General features: G+C 63.5%; 17 protein-coding genes. 4 read left to right on the top strand and 13 right to left on the bottom strand.

The genetic code is table 11. From position 1 onward, the window contains the following. Positions 1-4: 4 nt before the first annotated feature. The 12 genes from JQ616_RS07075 to JQ616_RS07020 form a co-directional block, all read right to left on the bottom strand. Entirely contained in the window at positions 5-154 is a 150-nt protein-coding gene (locus JQ616_RS07075) for a hypothetical protein (RefSeq protein ID WP_212013314.1), read from the bottom strand. Between the two features lie 214 nt (positions 155-368). Then, positions 369-1,580 (bottom strand): ABC transporter substrate-binding protein, encoded by a 1,212-nt coding sequence (locus JQ616_RS07070; RefSeq protein WP_212013313.1) that lies wholly within the window; start codon positions 1,578-1,580, stop codon positions 369-371. A gap of 160 nt (positions 1,581-1,740) precedes the next feature. Beyond that, a complete protein-coding gene (locus JQ616_RS07065; RefSeq protein ID WP_249136559.1) occupies positions 1,741-2,484 on the bottom strand; it encodes a CPBP family intramembrane glutamic endopeptidase in 744 nt (247 codons plus the stop codon). Between the two features lie 177 nt (positions 2,485-2,661). Next, positions 2,662-3,507, bottom strand: a complete 846-nt coding sequence (locus JQ616_RS07060) for a carbohydrate ABC transporter permease (RefSeq protein ID WP_212013312.1) — start codon at positions 3,505-3,507, stop codon at positions 2,662-2,664. 1 nt (position 3,508) lies between these two features. Further along, positions 3,509-4,438, bottom strand: a complete 930-nt coding sequence (locus JQ616_RS07055) for a carbohydrate ABC transporter permease (protein ID WP_212013311.1) — start codon at positions 4,436-4,438, stop codon at positions 3,509-3,511. Between the two features lie 13 nt (positions 4,439-4,451). Then, positions 4,452-5,474, bottom strand: coding sequence for an ABC transporter ATP-binding protein (locus JQ616_RS07050; RefSeq protein WP_212013310.1), 1,023 nt, complete (start codon positions 5,472-5,474; stop codon positions 4,452-4,454). Between the two features lie 130 nt (positions 5,475-5,604). Beyond that, entirely contained in the window at positions 5,605-7,083 is a 1,479-nt protein-coding gene (locus JQ616_RS07045; protein WP_212013309.1) for an extracellular solute-binding protein, read from the bottom strand. A gap of 226 nt (positions 7,084-7,309) precedes the next feature. After that, entirely contained in the window at positions 7,310-8,080 is a 771-nt protein-coding gene (locus JQ616_RS07040) for a CPBP family intramembrane glutamic endopeptidase (protein WP_212014710.1), read from the bottom strand. 10 nt (positions 8,081-8,090) lie between these two features. Beyond that, on the bottom strand, positions 8,091-9,734 hold the full coding sequence (locus tag JQ616_RS07035; protein WP_212013308.1) for an acyl-CoA dehydrogenase family protein: 1,644 nt from the start codon (positions 9,732-9,734) through the stop codon (positions 8,091-8,093). A 146-nt stretch (positions 9,735-9,880) separates the two neighbouring features. After that, positions 9,881-10,333, bottom strand: coding sequence for a hypothetical protein (locus JQ616_RS07030; protein WP_212013306.1), 453 nt, complete (start codon positions 10,331-10,333; stop codon positions 9,881-9,883). Between the two features lie 34 nt (positions 10,334-10,367). Beyond that, complete coding sequence (locus JQ616_RS07025) at positions 10,368-10,781, bottom strand: hypothetical protein (protein ID WP_212013304.1); 414 nt, start codon at positions 10,779-10,781, stop codon at positions 10,368-10,370. A 128-nt stretch (positions 10,782-10,909) separates the two neighbouring features. After that, positions 10,910-11,677 carry a M15 family metallopeptidase gene (locus tag JQ616_RS07020; RefSeq protein WP_212013302.1) on the bottom strand — a complete coding sequence of 256 codons (768 nt, stop codon included), beginning with the start codon at positions 11,675-11,677 and terminating at the stop codon, positions 10,910-10,912. 188 nt (positions 11,678-11,865) lie between these two features. Between JQ616_RS07020 and JQ616_RS07015 the strand changes: the two genes are divergently transcribed. The 3 genes from JQ616_RS07015 to plsY all read left to right on the top strand — a co-directional run bounded on the left by JQ616_RS07015 (position 11,866) and on the right by plsY (position 14,998). After that, a complete protein-coding gene (locus JQ616_RS07015) occupies positions 11,866-12,819 on the top strand; it encodes an aspartate carbamoyltransferase catalytic subunit (protein ID WP_212013300.1) in 954 nt (317 codons plus the stop codon). Between the two features lie 5 nt (positions 12,820-12,824). Next, positions 12,825-14,126: a dihydroorotase gene (locus JQ616_RS07010; protein WP_212013298.1), complete on the top strand. Its 1,302-nt coding sequence runs from the start codon at positions 12,825-12,827 to the stop codon at positions 14,124-14,126. A 275-nt stretch (positions 14,127-14,401) separates the two neighbouring features. Beyond that, complete coding sequence (gene plsY, locus JQ616_RS07005) at positions 14,402-14,998, top strand: glycerol-3-phosphate 1-O-acyltransferase PlsY (protein ID WP_212013296.1); 597 nt, start codon at positions 14,402-14,404, stop codon at positions 14,996-14,998. Positions 14,999-15,134: 136 nt separating this feature from the next. Here plsY and JQ616_RS07000 read toward each other — a convergent pair whose 3' ends face one another. After that, positions 15,135-16,373 (bottom strand): amidase, encoded by a 1,239-nt coding sequence (locus JQ616_RS07000; protein WP_212013293.1) that lies wholly within the window; start codon positions 16,371-16,373, stop codon positions 15,135-15,137. Between the two features lie 125 nt (positions 16,374-16,498). Between JQ616_RS07000 and dprA the strand changes: the two genes are divergently transcribed. Next, the gene (gene dprA / locus JQ616_RS06995) at positions 16,499-17,614 is read left to right on the top strand and encodes a DNA-processing protein DprA (RefSeq protein WP_212013291.1); all 1,116 of its coding nucleotides are present in this window, start codon (positions 16,499-16,501) and stop codon (positions 17,612-17,614) included. Positions 17,615-17,723 lie beyond the last annotated feature (109 nt).

Raw genomic sequence — 17,723 nt, 5'->3', positions numbered from 1 at the left:
AGCGCTACGTGCCGCTGCGTGGTTCGCCCTGCAGCGTCTCTCGCCGCGGCAACCCGAGCAGATAGACACCGACCCCGACGAGGAGCGCGAGCGACCAGACCTCCCAAACGGCGAATTTCAAATGGACGGCGACCGGAAGCGAAGCGGCCGCCATACACACACTCCCCAACAATCGCGGCAACATAGTCCCGATCCAACAGGTTTGGAGACCACGATGTTGGTCTCATCACCTGATGGTAGAGGCGCTCACTTACGCACAGCTGACATGGCCACACTGTCAGTTTATTGGTGCGCTTTCTCCGCAGACATACTTACTGATCCCTGAAGGCGCCGAACATGCGCAGACCGGCTCGCTGCTCTAATCGTCGCTATTTCCCGCTCGAGCCGGTGAACGCCGTATCGAGCACATCACCGATCGGCTGCCAGCTGCGGCCGTCAAACTGAAGCAACCGCAATTGCTCGACCGGCCGGAAGCCACCGGTGTTGATCTTGATGCCCGGGAGTAAGGCGGACGCCTGGTAATCCCTCAGCGCCGCAGCCTGCTTCATGACGTTTTCGCGCGACAGATCGTTGCCGCATTGCCTGAGCACCTGGACCAGCGTCTCGGCGGCGGCATAGCCATAGACGGCGGCAGCGTCATCCTTGCCGCCGGCTTTGGTGTACTTGTCCACGAAGCTGTGCCAGCCGCCCTGCTCTTCCTTCCAGGCGGGATCGCTCGCATCCTTCAGGAAGGCGGCGGTGACGACCCCGGTCGCATTCTCCGTGCCCGCCGGCCTGAGCACCGTCTCGATCGATGACGCCATCTGGTTGACGATGAACACAGGCCGCCAGCCATGCTCGGCCGCAGCCCGGATCACCTTCGAGGCATTTTCCGGCACGCCGGCAAACACAAAGACCTCGGCCCCGGATTGCTTCAGGATCGAGATGTGGCTGTCCAGATGCTGATCGTCGACGTCATAGGCGATATCGACCCTGAGGTTGTGGGCGACGTCACCCAGCCCTTGCACCAGCCCCTTGAACAAGTCCCGCCCGAACTGGTCATTCTCCCAAAGCGCCACGATCTTCTTTCCGGGATAGAACGCCTGGATGTAGTTGGCGTAGACGCGCCCCTCCTCGCGGTATGAGGGCTGCCAGCCCATGGTCCACGGATAGAGCGACGGCTCGCCGAGGTCCTGATCGCCGGAAGCAACGAAAAGCTGCGGGACCTGCCGCTCGTTGAGATACTTCCGCACCGCGAGATTCTCGGGCGTGCCGAACGAGCCGAACATCAAGAGCACATTGTCGGTCTCGACGAGGATCCGTGTCAGGTCCATGGCGTTGGCGGCATCCGACAGGTCGTCGTAGGACATGAAGCGGATCTTGCGGCCGTTGATGCCGCCGCGTTCGTTGATCATCTCGAAATAGGCGGCTTCCGCCTTGCCGATCTGGCCGAAAATCTCCAGCGCGCCGCTATACGGCATCAGATTGCCGATGCGGATTTCGGTGTCGGTCACACCGCCATCGCGCACCTGCTGCGTGATGGCGCCGAGAGACGCCAGCGCCACGACGCTGGCCAGAAGAATTCGGAACAACGTAGCCATGGGAAGAGCTCGCACGACGGCAGCCGCCGCTGCCTGGTTTCGATCCGGCCCGCGCTCGTTTCATTGATCTAGATCATAGCACTTGAGGGATGTTCTGGCATCCCCTCCACCGGCTTTCGGCGGTCATCACGATGCCGATCGTGATTACGGCGGTCGGACCTTAGACATAAGGCCCGATCATGAAGGAGCTGATAATGTTCAAGGCCGAGTGAACGATCACTGTCAGCCAAGTCGAATTGCTCCGCCAACGAAAGTAGCCCAGAGCGAGGCCGAAAACGAAAATACAGAAGCGATCAGACCAATCATATTGAGTGTGGTTGAGAGCCCAAACGACAGATGTCAAGACGATGGCACCAACAGGCCCGAGGAAGGACTGCGACCATCCCCGAAACAAGAAGCCGCGGACAATAAACTCTTCCATGATTGGCGCGGCGAGGCAGCAACCGATCAGGAAAGTTAGCAAGCCAACCCGCCCTTGCACATTCAAACTGGGAGCGATCCAACTCGAATCTGCGCCTACGAAAGCTCGAAAATAGCCCTCCACGATCAGGAGGCCTGCCGTGATCGCGAATGCGAGAAAAAGCTCTCCTGAACTGGGCCAATTGAGCGCAAGGTATTCGGAAAAGTCCCGATCGAGCTTGCGGACAGCAATCCAAAGCACCGCAACGGCAGCTGGACTTCCGAACATCAGAGCTGTGCCCTGCCAGCGCCCCTCCAACTCACCATGAACAGCCGGAATTGTCCCATACTGCGCGAATATTAGGACAGAGAGACCAAGCCCGGCAGCGAGAAGAAACGCGCCGTAAGCGACAAGGCCAATAAGCGTCGTCTCCAGGAAATCCCAAGCCCGCGGCGATTTCGCCGAAGCCGGGACCGGCGCGCTGGTATTTTCGAAGTTCGACATGTTGGATTTTTCTGCAACAATTTTGCAGCGAAGGTGGGCCTGAGCTCAACCTAACATATCGGACGGTCAGCCCGCCAGCCACCAGATCTGGATTGCCGCCACCAGGTTGTTCAGCCCGTGCAGCGGGATGGTCAGCAAGGTCGAGCTGGTGGACGCATCCTCGGTCAGGCAAGGCGACTATTTGACGGCCCCACCGGTTATGCCGGTGATGAAGCGGTCGAGAAGGAGGTTGTAGGCGATCGCCACCGGGACGCTGGCAATCAACGCGCCAGCCATGATCTCCCCCCAGAAGAAAATATCGCCTCGAACGAGGTCTGTCGCCACGCCCAGCGTGATCGGCTTCTGGGCGGACGAGGAAACGAAGGTCAGTGCGTACACGAACTCCTGCAGCGTCAAGGTGAACGTGAAGATCACGGTCGTCAGAATCGCCGGCAGCGACAATGGAATCACCATCCTGACAAAAGCGCCGAACAGGCTGCAGCCATCGACGATCGCCGCCTCCTCGATCTCGGGCGGCAAGGCCTTGAAGAACCCCATCAAGAGCCACGTGCAAAATGGAATCGTGAAGGTAGGGTAAACCAGTACGAGCGACCACATCGAATTCTGCAGCCCGAGATTGGCGATGATCCGCGAGAGCGGCAGGAACAGCAGTGTCGGTGGCACCAGGTAGGTCAGGAAGATGCCGATCCCCAGCGCCTCTCCGTTGCGCCCGGTCATCCGGGCCAAGCTATAGCCGGCGGGCAATGCGGCGATCAGCGTGATCGCGACGACGCAGAGCCCGATCACCAGGGAGTTCAGCAGCCAACGCGCGAACAGCGTTTGCTCGAACAGGTAGCGGAAATGCTCGAGCGTGGGCGCCTCATTGAACCAGAACGGAATGTTGGTCACGTCGTACAGGTCGGGATTGGTCTTGAACGAGGTGATCAGCATCCAATAGAACGGAAAAGTGGTCACGACGACAAAGAAGGCAATCGCGAGATAGAACCCTGCCTCGCCGGCCACCCTGGTGACGATGCGCTGCATCTCAGACCTCCCTCCGTCGGATGAATCGCAACACGATAATGACGACGACGAGCAGGACCGGCAGCATGAACAGCGAAATGGCCGCACCGTGCGATACGTCGCCGGAGACGATGCCGACCTGGAAGCCCTGAAAGGCCAGAACCGAGGTTGCATTGATCGGGCCGCCATTGGTCAGCAGGTAAACGATGGAGAGGTCGGTGAAGGTAAACACGATGCCGAAGATCAGCCCGACAGCAACAATCGGCAGGATCAACGGCAAGACGATCTGGTAGTTGCGCCGCCAGAAGCCCGCACCGTCGACGGTCGCCGCGTCGATGATGTCCTGCGGAATTGACGTGATACCCGCGAGGAAGATCACGATCGCAAATGGAAAGAAACGCCACGCATTGACTATGATCACGCAAAGCATTGCGAGATGCGGATTGCCCAGCCAGTTCGGCGCATCCGAACGGTCGATGATGCCAAGCGCGATCATCGACCAGTTGATGACGCTATAGAGGGAATCGAACATCCACTCCCAGGCGACGGCGGCCAGCGCGATCGGCACGGCCCAGGGCAATATGATCAACGCCCTGACGATCTTCCGCCCGGCGAACGGCCGCATCAGCAAGAACGCACCGAATTTTCCGAGGATCAATCCAAGCAACTGCGATCCAAACGTGAAGAGAAAGGTGTTGCCCAACGTTTTGAGAAAAACCGGGTTCTGGATGACCTGTGCGAAATTGACCAAGCCCACGAAGCGCCACGATGGATCGTAGATCGTGTAGGCACTGATCGAATAATATACGGCCAGCAGGAACGGCCCGCCGACCAGCAGCAGAACGTAAAGGATCGCTGGCGCGACGAAGATGGCGCCGAGCGTTTCGCGACGGTCCAGAATGTAGCGAAAGCGCGAGGCCGCTTTTGTACCTGGTTCAGCAATCGTAACCATCGTACGACCCGGTTTAGTGTCCCCTAGTCCGCTTGCCGTCATGGTCAAAATAGCGCAGGTCCTGGCGGTGCACTGCGAACAGATGCCGCTCGCCCGGCCGGACACTTTCCTCAGCAATGCGAGCCGGCAACTTCGCCGTGATGAACTGAGTTGAATCGAAGCCTTCAATCGTGCCGTAGGCGATCCGCTCGGAGCCGAGATACTCGTAACGATCGACGCGGAACCAGAATTCGGTGACAGCACCGTCCCTCATCATTTCCCTGGGAAGGAAATTCTCTGGACGGAAGCCAAGACAAGCTCCGTTGTGCGTGAGCAGGTTCATGGGCGGCGCGCCGACAAAGGTCGCGACAAATCGATCGGCGGGCTCGTCGTAGATCTCTGTCGGCGTCCCTATTTGCCGGATCCTCCCATGGTCAACCACCGCAATTCGATCGCCCAGGGCCATCGCCTCGACCTGATCATGGGTGACATAGATGGTGGTGACGCCGACCCGCCGCTGGAACTGCTTGATCTCCTGGCGGGCCGAAGCCCGCAGTTTGGCGTCGAGGTTCGACAGCGGTTCGTCGAGCAGCAGCGCGGTCGGTTCACGGACCAGCGCTCGCGCAAGCGCAACGCGCTGTCGCTCGCCGCCGGACAACTGACGCGGCCTCCGGTCGAGAAGGAACTCGATCCCAAGGAGACGCGATGCCCATTTGACCTTCTTCTCGATCTCGGTGCCGGAAACGCGCTGGGTCCGGAGCGGAAAGGCGATATTGTTGCGCACCGTGTAGTGCGGATAGAGCCCATAGCTCTGAAACATCATCGCCACGCCGCGGGCGCGCGGCGGAACATCGTTGACGATATTTCCGTCGATGACGAGATCGCCGCTCGTCTGCCTTTCGAGGCCGCAGATGATGCGCAGAAAGGTTGTCTTCCCGCAGCCCGACGGCCCCAGCAGCACCACGAACTCGCCGTCCGGTATCGCCAGCGAAATGCCGTTGACCGCGAGAACCTCATCAAACCTCTTGACGATATTGCTCGCAGATACCGTAGCCATTGGTCATCCCAGCAAAGTTAGCCTTCCGCTCCGCCTGGCGGCGCGTGGTTCCTGTCTGCCCTTTGCTTCCAGTCCGCGCCCGAGCCTGCATGCGAACACGGGCTCGGACGCTGGCAATCACGCAATCACGTCACGCCTTGTGTTGCCACTTGGTAAGGATGGCTTCGCACTGTTGTGCAGCCCATTTGACCGACTGTTCCGCCGTCATCGCGCCAGTTGCCGCTTTCGCCATCATGTCGCAGATGATGAAATCATTGTAGACTTCGTCGGTCGCGGGCGTTGCCGGCCCGGGATAGCCGGGAACGGCGGACCATTGGTCCGACGTCTGCAGCGCAGCCAATTTGTCGCGCGGCGTCGACGTCGGATCATCCGACAGCAACGGCATCGGTTTCGGCACGATATTGGCGAAGATCGGGTTGTTGTACCCGGAACTCGCCTTGAAGGCCTCGATCCAGTTGTCGGCGTAGTATTTGAGAAACTCGATCGCCGCATCCTGGTTCTTGCCGAACTTCCAGATTCCGTAAAATTCCGACGCGCCGCCCATCAATCGACGCACCGGCCCTTTGGGAGGCTCCATCACGAAGATGTCGTCGGCCACCTTCTTGTTGAGTTGCTGGGCCGTCCGATAGGCCGAGATCGGGTTGATGATCAGCGAACTGACGCCCGAGTCGATGTACTGGTTGTTGCTGGCGTCGCTCCACGACAGGACGTCCGACGTCATTGCCTCCTTATAGAGGGCGGCGGCGAACTTGACCGCCTCGACCGACTCCTTGCTGTCGAGAACGACGTGCTTGCCGGCTTCGTCCTGAACAGCGCCGCCATAACTCCACAGCACACCGCGCCACGTCGTATTCGGATCGTTTGAGTGACCGAGCGAAATCCCGACCGGGTGGCCCTTCTGCTTCAACTTCGCGCCGCCGATGCGCACATCGTCCCACGTCTCGGGCTTCATGCCGATCTCGTCCCACAGGCTCTTGCGGTACATGGCGGGGAAATTGATGTAATAGTCGGGAAAGGCAGACCAGGTGTGGTCGTCCTGATTGTAACCGATCTGCCGCCCGATCACGCTGACCTTGCCGTACTTCTTCTCCACCGACTCGACCAGGCTGGTCACGTCGATCAGGAACTTGCGGTAAAGATGCGCCCCGCCGGCGCCGTTCCATCCAAACAGATCATGGCCCGACCCTGCCGATGCTTCGGCGGCCGCGCGGGCGGCCACGTCCTGCACCGGAATGTGGTCGACCGAGACCTCGATGTGATTCTTCTCGCCCCAATCTCTGGCAAATTTGTCGAACCATTTGTCGTAGGCAGGAACGAAGTGGCTCCATTGAACGATCGTCAGCGTCTTGGTGTCGGCCATGGCGCGCGATGCAAAGGGCGCGGAGAGCACTGGAGACGCACTGGCGGCGGCGAGAGCGAGGCTCGTGTCCCGCAGGAACCGGCGCCGCGTGATGGATGAAGGTCTGGCTGCACTCATGTTGGGGCTCCTCCCGGTTGTTTGCCGATTCGTTCGGCAGCGGTTGGATGAGGCGCGCCCCAGTCGATGAAATGTCTGCCTCGTCGTTACGCGCGTGAACGAACAACGAGAAGTTCCAACGAGAGGTTCCATGAGACTTTCGAACAAGCCTCTCGGCGCGTTTCCGCTTCCCCTGGTTGCTCACGACTCCGGCAAACGACCCCATGCGCCGCCAGATCCTTGAGGTTCGGACGCCCAGCGCAGCGCGAAGCATCCAGTTTGCCCTCGATAGCCAACGCCGGTGAATAAAGCGCCCTGGAGGTCAGGCGACAATGCCGCAGCGAAGTTGGGTGTAGCCTCTGGCCATGTGGTCACACGGTCAGCCCGCCAGCCACCAGGTCTGGATCGTGGCCGCAAAATTGTTCAGGCCGTGCAGCAGGATGGTGAGCCAGGTCGAGCCGGTGCGGAAGCGCAGATAGCCGAACAGCAGCCCGATCGTCAGCACCTGGCAGAGGAAGAACCAGTCGTATTGCAGGTGCATTACCGTCCAGACGATCGACGACAGCAGGATCGCGCCGTAGGGACCGAGCCGGGATTCCGACCAGCCGCGATAGAGCCAGCCGCGCGCGAACAGCTCCTCCCAAAGCGGCGCGGCGACGGCGAAGGCAATCACCAGAAGCCACAGCGCGCTGTGCTCCTGCGCCGATTTCAGCACGTCGCCCATGAAGCCCGGCGCCACCTCGCGGCCGGCGGCGCGGGACACCATGTCCCAGGCTCCGACCAGCACGATCAGCGAGACGATGCCGATGATCACGTTCTTCCACGACGTCCAGTGCAGCCCGAGATAATCGGCAAACGATATCCGGGTCCGGCGGATCGCGAACCACAACGCCAGCAGCACCATCGGCAAACCCGCGAGCACCGAGAGCGATATCGTCAGGCCGTCGGCGACCACATGGGTGATGCCCCCTGCCGACATCTCCCCGCCCTGCGCGATGATGCGCCAGATGATGACCGCGACCTGACCGAGGAACATCGCAATGAAGATGACGAGGCCCCACAGCGCGGTGCCCCAGAACTTCCAGACCCGCGGCGGGCGCGGCGGCGGTTCGATCGCGGCCGGCGGAGTATCGGGATTGAGTGCGTCCATCAGCAAACCTTCATGGTAGCGCCCGCGCCAGCAGCGCGCGTTGATCAGCATCGGAGATATCCACCGCGCCGTACATGCCGGCGTGGCGTTCGGCAAGCCGTGTCGCTGCGAACAGCTCGGCGTTTTTCGGCGAAACCTGGTTGAGCGCAGCCGTGGCAGCCAGCAGCGCCAGCTGTTCGACCGCGAGCCGCGCGATGCGCTCGCTGTCGGGACGGCGGAACGACTGTCCGATCGATGCGACGGCCTCGGCCGTGCCCGGCAGGCCCCTGGTCTCGTCGGCGAGCGCGCGCAGCACGGCGAGCGCGGCATCGGCCTCGCGGCCAAGCGCACGCAGCACGTCGAGGCACATCACGTTGCCGGAGCCTTCCCAGATCGCGTTGACCGGCGACTCCCGGTAGTGGCGCGCCAGAATGCCCTCCTCGACGTAGCCATTGCCACCAAGGCACTCCATCGCCTCATAGAGGAAGCTGGGTGCGTTCTTGCAGGTCCAGTATTTGATCGCCGGCGTCAGCAGCCGCATATAGGCGGCCTCGCTGGTATCGGTGGGCGCACGATCGAAGGCGCGGCACAGCCGCATCACCAGCGCGACGGACGCCTCGACATGCAGCGCCATGTCCGAGAGCACCGCCTGCATCAGCGGCTGATCGGAGAGATGTTTCTGGAACACGCTGCGATGCCGCGTATGATTGAGCGCATGCGCCAGCCCCGAGCGCATCAGGCCGGCGGATGCGATCGCGCAATCCTGCCGCGTCAGCTGCACCATCTGGATGATGGTGCGGATGCCCTTGCCCTGCTCGCCGATCAATTCGGCATGAGCGCCGTGGAATTCGACCTCCGAGGAGGCATTGGAGCGGTTGCCAAGCTTGTCCTTCAGCCGCTGGAAGTGGATCGCGTTGACGGTGTCGTCGGGCGCAAAGCGCGGCATGAAGAAACAGCTCAGACCGTCCTTGGTTTGCGCCAGCACCAGGAACGCGTCGCACATCGGCGCCGACATGAACCATTTGTGCCCAGTGATGCGATAGCCATCGCCGTCGCGCTCGGCTCGCGTCATGTTGGCGCGAACGTCGGTGCCGCCCTGCTTTTCGGTCATGCCCATGCCGAGCGTCATGCCGCGCTTGGTCCACCACGGCGCAAAGCTCGGATCGTAGGCGCGCGTTCCGATCACCGGCATCGTCTTCGCCAGGATGTCCGGCTGCGAGGCCAGCGCCGCGACCGAAGCGCGGGTCATCGTGATCGGACAGAGATGGCCGGTCTCGACCTGCGCGGCGATGTAGAATTTCGCCGCGCGCACCACCTCGGCCGCGCCGCCGACCGGCTTGCCCTGGGCGGTCCACGTCGAATTGTGCACGCCGGCATGTGCGGAGTGCGCCATCAGCTCGTGATAGGCCGGATGAAACTCGACCTCGTCGCGGCGATTGCCTCTGGCGTCGAAGGTGCGCAGTTTCGGCGTGTTCTCGTTGGCGATGCGGCCGCGCTCCGCCATGGCGGCGGAGCCCCAATGCTTGCCGAAATCCGACAGCTCAGCGGCAGCCGCTGCCCCGCCATTGGCGGCGACAGCCGCGATCAGCGGCGCATCGGTCGCGAACAGGTCGACGTTCCAAAACGGCGGCGACTGGTTGAGCACGTCGTGGGTGGCAAACGGAGCCTGCGTCATGGTCTCCTCGGAAATGGTCTCGCTGCGCGCATGCGGCCCGGACAACCGGTCTGCCCCGCCGGGATCTCGGGCCGATCGTGGCGCATTGGAATCGGGGGATCATAAGCCTGCGGGCCGGTGCCGGGCAGCGAAAAATGCGCCCGCTGCTAGATGCTTCCGTGCCTGGGCGCATCGCGACCGAGCCGCCGGTCCAGCCAATCGTTGGCGCGGGTCCTGTTGGCCTCTTTCCGGGACGCCTGGACCGGAAAGATGTCGCCGGCGTGCAGTGGCCGGTTACCGGGATAGGACGCCAGTTGCAGGTTCGATTCATGCGCGGCGCCGTCCACCGGTGAGATGTAGGCAAACCGGATCTCGATCTTGCGCTTGATGTCGTAGCCCTGCCATTTCGGATGGTTGCGCGCCAGGAGCTCGGTCAGTTCGCACGGCAGGAGATCGGACGTCGAGCTCCGATTTCCCTCCGTCTTCTCCATATAGCATTGCTCCTTGACGCTGCTGACGCGCGCGTCGATCGGACGGAAGTTCACCCGCTTGTCGAACTCGATGTAGGCATAGAGGCCCGCGACACCGATAGCGATGATCCCGTAGAGGCCAAGGCGCATGGTTGAACTCCGATCCCCCGAACCGCCGCGACGATCAGATCATGCGGGTCTTATCCGCCTTGGTCTTGGAGGCCAGCACCGGAAACACGTCGCCGGCGTGCAGCGGCTTGCCGTTGGGGAAGTAGGACATCTCCAGGCTCGACTGGTGCGAGACGCCATCGACCGGCGAGACGTAGACCACGCGCACCTCGATCTTGTGCCTCAGGTCATAGCCGTGCCACTTCGGATGCTCCTTGCGCAGCAGCTCGGCGACTTCGCAGCGGGTCAGGTCGGAGGTCCACGTCGTCTTGGTGATGACGCCGCGCTCGACCTTCTCCAGATAGCATTGATCGTTGACGACGCTGATCCGCGCATCGACGCGCTGATAGTTCGCGCCCTTGTCGTATTGATCGTAGATCGCGATGCCGGCGGCGCCGACGGCAACAAGTGCAAAGGCTGCTAAACGCATGCTTCGTGCTCCCGCAATGCCCGCACTTCATACGGCCACAATTAAGGAGTGTTGAAAGCGCGTTTCGCCACTTTTGCGATGGCAAGCTTTGTCTTGCCGAAACGCCTCGAATTTGAGGAAATCCCGCGCTATCGCGCCCGCCCGATCGGAAAATCATAGGCCGGCCCGGCCGCCCCCGGCAGCGAAAAGTGCCACCATTCCTTCGAGTAGTTCGCAAATCCCTGTTCCGCCATCGCCGCGACCAGTCTCGCCCGCCAGCGCTTCTGCGCCGGCGTGATGGCGCTGGCGGCAGTGTGGCCCTTCGCATCAGAACAGTCGTAGCCGGTGCCCATGTCGACGCTGCCCTCCGGGGCGCGGACGGCGACGGGTGCGGTGCAGTCGGCATAGTCCTTGGCCGGATCGAACTTGAGCGAATTGTCGGCGGTCAGATCAACCAGCGTGAGATCGACCGCGGCCCCGGTCGAATGCCCGGAATGGGTCGCGATATAGCCGAGGCGGAACAGATCGGCTTTCGAGAAGGCCGGGTTATAGCGCCGTTCGGCCGCGGTCTCGGTGCCGTTCTTCGACCACGCCACCATGTCGGCGACCGCGCGGACCGGCCTGTAGCAATCGAACATCTTCAGCGATAGTTTCTGCCGGGCCAGTTCCTGCTGCACGGCCTTCAGGCGCAGCCCCACTTCCCGCTTCACCACGCATTCCGCCGCGCCGTAGCCCGCGATCGGCCGGCCCATGAAATTGTTCGCGCCAGCGTAGCGGATGTCCTGGATGATGGTCGGATCGATGTCGCGGAGGAACGCGAAGCCGCCGGGCAGATCCAGGGCAAGGACCGGCGAAACCAGGCCCAAGACGGCGACAATGATCACGACAATTTTCACAAGGTCTCGCTCCGACGTCATGGCCGGGGTTTATCCCGGCCGTCCCACGTCTTGTTCCGGAAAGCCCCGCAAAAGCAAGGCTTGGATGCCCCTCGACTAGCCCGGACATGACGGCGCAGAACCCCCGCCACATCTTACTCGGGGAAAACTCCTCGAAACCCTCTTCGCGCTTGCCCCACCGGCCATCCGCGCCTATAGCTCTGGCTTTAATGACCCCATCATTGAAATCGACTTTTGTCCTCGGTCACCGGCATCTGCTGGGCATTGAGGGCCTTTCCGCTGACGACATCACGGGCCTGCTCGACCTCTCCGAGGAGTATGTCGAGCTCAACCGCCAGGTCGACAAGAAACGCGCCAGTCTGCGCGGCCGCACCCAGGTCAATCTGTTCTTCGAGGCCTCGACCCGGACCCAGTCCTCGTTCGAGATCGCCGGAAAACGCCTGGGCGCCGACGTCATGAACATGTCCGTGTCATCGATGTCGACCCGCAAGGGCGAGACCTTGATGGACACCGCGGTGACGCTGAACGCGATGCACCCTGACATCCTGGTGGTGCGCCACCACGCCTCCGGCGCGGTCGAACTGCTGGCGCGCAAGGTTGACGGTTCCGTGATCAACGCCGGCGACGGCGCCCACGAGCACCCGACCCAGGCGCTGCTGGATGCGCTGACCATCCGCCGCAACAAGGGCCGGCTCGAAGGGCTCGTGATCGCGATCTGCGGCGACGTGCTCCATTCGCGCGTGGCGCGCTCCAACATCTTCCTGCTCAACACCATGGGCGCGCGCGTCCGCGTGGTGGCCCCCTCCACGCTGCTGCCTTCCGGCATCGAGCGGATGGGCGTCGAGGTCGCACGCGACATGCGCGAGGGGCTGCACGGCGCCGACATCGTCATGATGCTGCGGCTGCAGCGCGAGCGCATGAACGGCTCCTTCGTGCCGTCGAGCCAGGAGTACTTCCACTATTTCGGCCTCGACCAGAAGAAGCTCGGTTACGCCAAGCCCGACGCGCTGGTGATGCATCCTGGCCCGATGAACCGCGGTGTCGAGATCGACACCTTCGTCGCCGACGGCGCGCAGTCGCTGATCCGTGAACAAGTTGAAATGGGTGTGGCAGTGCGCATGGCGGTGCTGGAAGCGCTCGCCCGCAACCTGCCGAACGCGTGAGACCGATGCTGACCGATCGCCGCCCCATCCTGCTCGCCAACGCCCGCGTCATCGATCCGTCGCGCGACTTCGACGGTCCGGGCGATGTCCTGATCGCCGACGGCGTGATCCGTGATGCCAAGCGCGGCATCGGCGCCGCCGGCGTCCCCGAAGGCACCGACATCGTCAATTGCGCCGGCAAGATCGTGGCCCCCGGCCTGATCGACATGCGCGCCTTTGTCGGTGAGCCCGGTGCCAGCCATCGCGAGACCTTTGCCTCCGCGAGCCAAGCCGCGGCCGCCGGCGGCATCACCACCATCATCTGCCAGCCCGACACCTCGCCGGTGATCGACAATTCCGCCACCGTCGACTTCGTTCTGCGTCGCGCCCGCGACACCGCGATCGTCAACATCCATCCGATGGCGGCCCTGACCAAAGGCATGAAGGGCCAGGAGATGACCGAGATCGGCCTGTTGAAGGCCGCCGGCGCGGTCGCCTTCACCGATGGCGACCGCAGCGTCACCAACGCCCAGGTGATGCGGCGCGCGCTGACTTATGCCCGCGATTTCGACGCGCTGATCGTGCATCACACCGAGGACCCGCATCTGGTGGGCGAAGGCGTGATGAACGAGGGCGAGTTCGCTACAAGGCTCGGCCTCGCCGGAATCCCAACCGCCGCCGAGTCAATCATGCTCGAGCGCGACATGCGGCTCGCCGGCCTCACCGGCGGGCGCTATCACGCAGCCTCGCTGACCTCGACCGAGTCACTGGAGATCCTCAAGCGCGCCCGCGACGCCGGCCATAATGTCTCGGCCTCGGTCTCTATCAACCATGTGACGCTGAACGAGAACGACATCGGCCCCTACCGCACCTTCCTGAAGCTGGCGCCACCGCTGCGCACCGAGGACGACCGGCGGGCGCTGGTCGCGGCGCTGGCTTCCGGGCTGATCGACGTCGTGATGAGCGATCACAATCCGCAGGACGTCGAGGTCAAGCGGCTGCCGTTCGCGGAAGCGGCCAGCGGCGCGGTCGGGCTGCAGACCATGCTGCCGGCGGCGCTGCGGCTGATCCACAATGGCGAGATGGAGTTCAAGACGCTGATCCGGGCGATGTCGACCCGGCCGGCGGAGTTGCTCGGCCTGCCCGGCGGCACGCTGCGCGCCGGCGCACCGGCCGACGTGATCGTGATCGACGCCGACACACCCTGGGTGCTCGACCGCGACGATCTCAAATCGCTATGCAAGAACACGCCGTTCGACGACGCCCGCTTCTCCGGCCGCGTGACGCGGACCATCGTCGGCGGACGCACCGTGTACGAGCACGTCTAAAGCATGATCCGGAAAAGTGGGAACCGGTTTTCCGAAAGGATCATGCTCAATCGATGTGGAACTCAGCGCGCCGCGAGTTGCGACATCGCTTCCATTGTCGTTCCAACGACGATGGCCGCGACGTAAACGACAAAGAAAAGCTGCTCCAGCCGCCTGCGAACAGAAGCCATGATAAGCTCCCTCATTTCCAAGGCCATGGTGCGGATCGATGGTTAATTTTTCGTTGACAGAATTGTTCAAAATGGACCGGACCGGCCGTCCAGGGAGCCACCGCGATGTCCGCTGACGCGTTCCTGCTGGTCGCCTTTGTGATCGGCTACCTCTTGGGCTCGATCCCGTTCGGCATGATCCTCACAAGGATGGCCGGCACGCAGGATCTGCGCACGATCGGCTCGGGCAATATCGGCGCCACCAATGTGCTGCGCACCGGCCGCAAGGGCCTCGCCGCGGCGACGCTGCTCGGCGACATGCTTAAGGGCACGGTCGCCGTGATCATCGCGGGCACCATCGACGGCCCGAACGCCGCGATGCTGGCGGCGCTAGGTGCGTTCCTCGGCCACCTCTTCCCGGTCTGGCTCAAATTCCGCGGCGGCAAGGGCGTCGCGACTTATATCGGCGTTCTGCTGGGCCTGTTCTGGCCGGCGGCGCTGATCTTTGTCGTGATCTGGCTCGGCACCGCCTACACCACGCGCTACTCGTCGCTGTCGGCGCTGATCGCCGCGTTCGTGACTCCGCTGTTCCTGTGGTTCTTCGGCCACAACGCGCTCGCCTCGCTGTTCGCCGTGCTGACCGTACTGTTGTTCTACATGCACCGCGAGAACATCAAGCGGCTGCAGGCCGGCACCGAAGGCAAGATCGGCGAGAAGAAGTAGTCCCGTCATTCCCCGGTGCGCAATTGCGCACCTGAGGACGCGCCCCTTGGCGCGGGCCCGGAATTCATGGGGCCGCAAGACTTGCGGAAAAATGGATTCCGGGCTCTCGCTTCGCGAGCCCCGGAATGACGAGGACTTAACCCCTCAGCGCTCCCTCGACAAAACTCGCCGCCGCCAGCGCCTTCGCATCATCGCCAAAGCCCGCGACCACGGTGACACCAATCGGCAAACCGCCTTCGGCGGTCAGCGTCGGCACGTTGACGCAGGGCACGCCCATCAAGGTCCAGAGCCGGTTGTAACGAGGGTCGCCGGTCGACGATAAACCCTCAGGTGCGGCGCCCGGCGCCGACAGCGTCAGCAGCACGTCGACCTCGCTGAGAACAGCGGCGAGTGCCTGCCGCGCGTGCAGCGTGACGTCCATTGCCGCATCATATTCGGCCGGCGTGCCGCCCTTGCTCTCGTCGAGCCGGCCACGCAGCAGCGGCGGCATCGCATCGTAGTTCTGGCCGTACTCCCAGGCGAATGACTGGTGCGCCTCGAACTCCTGGACCACCGGATGGATCCGCCACGCCTCGGCGATAATCTCGGGCATGGCGAGCTCGCGCACGACAGCGCCCGCTTGCTCGGCAGCGCGCGCGGCTGTCTGCACCGCCTCCGCTCCGGACGGATCAGGCGCGCCGGCGAAGGCCTGCGTCACCACGCCGATGCGTGGCGCAGCGAGCTGCGACGGCACCACCAGCTCGGGCCGCCTGGTCATCGCGGCCAGCCCCAGCGCGACGTCACGCACGCCGGCGCCGAACAGCCCGACGGTATCGAGCGTCCAGGAGAAGCACTTCACGCCGACGGTCGGCAGCAGCCGGTAGCTCGGCTTGATCGCGGCGACGCCGCAGAACGAGGCCGGCCGGATCACCGAGCCGCCGGTCTGCGTGCCCAGCGCCAGCGGGATCATCCCGGCGGCAACAGCTGCGGCCGAGCCCGACGACGACCCGCCCGGCGTGTGTGCGTGATTGTGCGGATTGACCGTCGGCGTCGGATCGTTCGCTGCGAACGCCGTCGTCGTGGTCTTGCCGATGATGGTCGCGCCGGCCTGCTTCAGCGCCATCACGACAGGCGCATCGGCGCGCGGCTGATGGCCGCGATAGATCGCAGCACCCATCTCGGTCGGGAAATCGGCGGTGTCGATGATGTCCTTGATCCCGACCGCAATGCCGCGCAGCGGCCCGGCCGTTTGCGCTCGGGCCTTCTCATCGAGCCGGACGAAGGCGCCGATGGTTTTTTCTTGCGCTGCGATGGCGTCCTGCGCTTGCGCGATGGCGGCATCAGCGGACAATTCGCGAGAGGCGATGCGGCGTTGGAGATCGGCAAGCGAAATCATCGGCGGACTTCCTGTTTCTTGACGGTTTTTGACGGCTTCTTGGCAAGCGCTTTTAGCGCGTTGCGCGCGGTAGCGCCAATGTCGCAGTTGATCACAATCTCAGGTTGGGCGAAGCTGCGCCCCGCATGCATGACCGCCCGCCCAGCCCGACAAAACTCACCGACGCCGAACGGCTCAACCGCCTGCGGTTGATCCGCTCCGACAATGTCGGCCCGCGCACCTTTGCATCGCTGCTCCGCCATTTTGGCGACGCCGCGCAGGCGCTGGAGCGTCTGCCGGATCTCGCGCGCCGCGGCGGCGCATCGGGTCCCCAGCGGGTCTGCAGCGAGGCCGACGCCACAGCCGAGCTCGCGGCCTGCCGCAGGTTCGGCATCGACCTCGTCGCGCCGGAAGAGGCACATTATCCCGCGCGGCTTGCCACCATCGACGATGCGCCGCCGCTACTTGCGGTGCGCGGCGCGCGCGACACCTTGATGCGGCCGATGATCGCGATCGTCGGCTCGCGCAATGCCTCCGGGGCGGGACTGAAATTTGCCGGCCAGCTGGCGCGCGATCTCGGCGATGCCGGGTTCGTCGTGATCTCGGGCCTCGCCCGCGGCATCGACCAGGCCGCGCATCGTGCCACCGTTGCCAGCGGCACGGTCGCGGTGCTCGCCGGCGGCCACGACAGGATCTACCCGCCGGAGCACGAGGATCTGCTCGCCGCCCTGCTCGAACAGGGTGCTGCGATCTCGGAGATGCCGCTCGGCCATGTGCCGCGGGCACGCGACTTCCCTCGCCGCAACCGGCTGATCTCGGGCGCGTCGCTCGGCGTCGTCGTGGTGGAGGCCGCGCATCGCTCGGGCTCGCTGATCACGGCGCGGATGGCAGCCGAACAGGGCCGCGAGGTGTTCGCGGTGCCGGGCTCGCCGATCGACCCGCGCGCAGCCGGCGCCAATGATTTGATCAAGCAAGGCGCCACGCTGGTCACCGAAGCCGCCGACGTCATCAACGCGGTCACGCCGATCATGGAGCGACCCGTGATGCTGTCTGTGCGCGAGGACGACGATCCGCTGGACTTTGCAACCGATGCCTCCGATCGTGCCCGCATCGTCAATCTGCTCGGACCGAGCCCGATCAGCCTCGACGATCTGATCCGGATGGCCGAGGTCTCACCCGCCGTCGTCCGCGCGGTGCTGCTCGAGCTCGAACTCGCCGGCAAGCTCGAGCGTCACGGCGGCGGATTGGTGTCGATGATTTAATCAATCGCGCAATCCGCTAGCGCCAATCGTTCCCCGTCACCCTGAGGAGGCCGCGACGCGGCCGTCTCGAAGGGTCGGCGGCCACCAGCCGGGCCGTGCACCCTTCGAG

The sequence above is a fragment of the Bradyrhizobium tropiciagri genome (assembly GCF_018130545.1).
Classification (GTDB): Bacteria; Pseudomonadota; Alphaproteobacteria; order Rhizobiales; family Xanthobacteraceae; genus Bradyrhizobium; species Bradyrhizobium tropiciagri_A.
The sequence above is the reverse complement of the archived record's forward strand: the minus strand, read 5'-3'. Positions and strand labels throughout refer to the sequence as shown.

Coding starts and splice junctions, on each gene's coding strand:
- JQ616_RS07075 (WP_212013314.1), bottom strand. CDS start 154: ATGGCGGCCGCTTCGCTTCCGGTCGCCGTCCATTTGAAATTCGCCGTT.
- JQ616_RS07035 (WP_212013308.1), bottom strand. CDS start 9,734: ATGACGCAGGCTCCGTTTGCCACCCACGACGTGCTCAACCAGTCGCCG.
- dprA (WP_212013291.1), top strand. CDS start 16,499: ATGCATGACCGCCCGCCCAGCCCGACAAAACTCACCGACGCCGAACGG.
- plsY (WP_212013296.1), top strand. CDS start 14,402: ATGTCCGCTGACGCGTTCCTGCTGGTCGCCTTTGTGATCGGCTACCTC.
- JQ616_RS07020 (WP_212013302.1), bottom strand. CDS start 11,677: ATGACGTCGGAGCGAGACCTTGTGAAAATTGTCGTGATCATTGTCGCC.
- JQ616_RS07070 (WP_212013313.1), bottom strand. CDS start 1,580: ATGGCTACGTTGTTCCGAATTCTTCTGGCCAGCGTCGTGGCGCTGGCG.
- JQ616_RS07040 (WP_212014710.1), bottom strand. CDS start 8,080: ATGGACGCACTCAATCCCGATACTCCGCCGGCCGCGATCGAACCGCCG.
- JQ616_RS07025 (WP_212013304.1), bottom strand. CDS start 10,781: ATGCGTTTAGCAGCCTTTGCACTTGTTGCCGTCGGCGCCGCCGGCATC.
- JQ616_RS07015 (WP_212013300.1), top strand. CDS start 11,866: ATGACCCCATCATTGAAATCGACTTTTGTCCTCGGTCACCGGCATCTG.
- JQ616_RS07060 (WP_212013312.1), bottom strand. CDS start 3,507: ATGCAGCGCATCGTCACCAGGGTGGCCGGCGAGGCAGGGTTCTATCTC.
- JQ616_RS07000 (WP_212013293.1), bottom strand. CDS start 16,373: ATGATTTCGCTTGCCGATCTCCAACGCCGCATCGCCTCTCGCGAATTG.
- JQ616_RS07045 (WP_212013309.1), bottom strand. CDS start 7,083: ATGGAACCTCTCGTTGGAACTTCTCGTTGTTCGTTCACGCGCGTAACG.
- JQ616_RS07055 (WP_212013311.1), bottom strand. CDS start 4,438: ATGGTTACGATTGCTGAACCAGGTACAAAAGCGGCCTCGCGCTTTCGC.
- JQ616_RS07050 (WP_212013310.1), bottom strand. CDS start 5,474: ATGGCTACGGTATCTGCGAGCAATATCGTCAAGAGGTTTGATGAGGTT.
- JQ616_RS07010 (WP_212013298.1), top strand. CDS start 12,825: ATGCTGACCGATCGCCGCCCCATCCTGCTCGCCAACGCCCGCGTCATC.
- JQ616_RS07065 (WP_249136559.1), bottom strand. CDS start 2,484: ATGTCGAACTTCGAAAATACCAGCGCGCCGGTCCCGGCTTCGGCGAAA.
- JQ616_RS07030 (WP_212013306.1), bottom strand. CDS start 10,333: ATGCGCCTTGGCCTCTACGGGATCATCGCTATCGGTGTCGCGGGCCTC.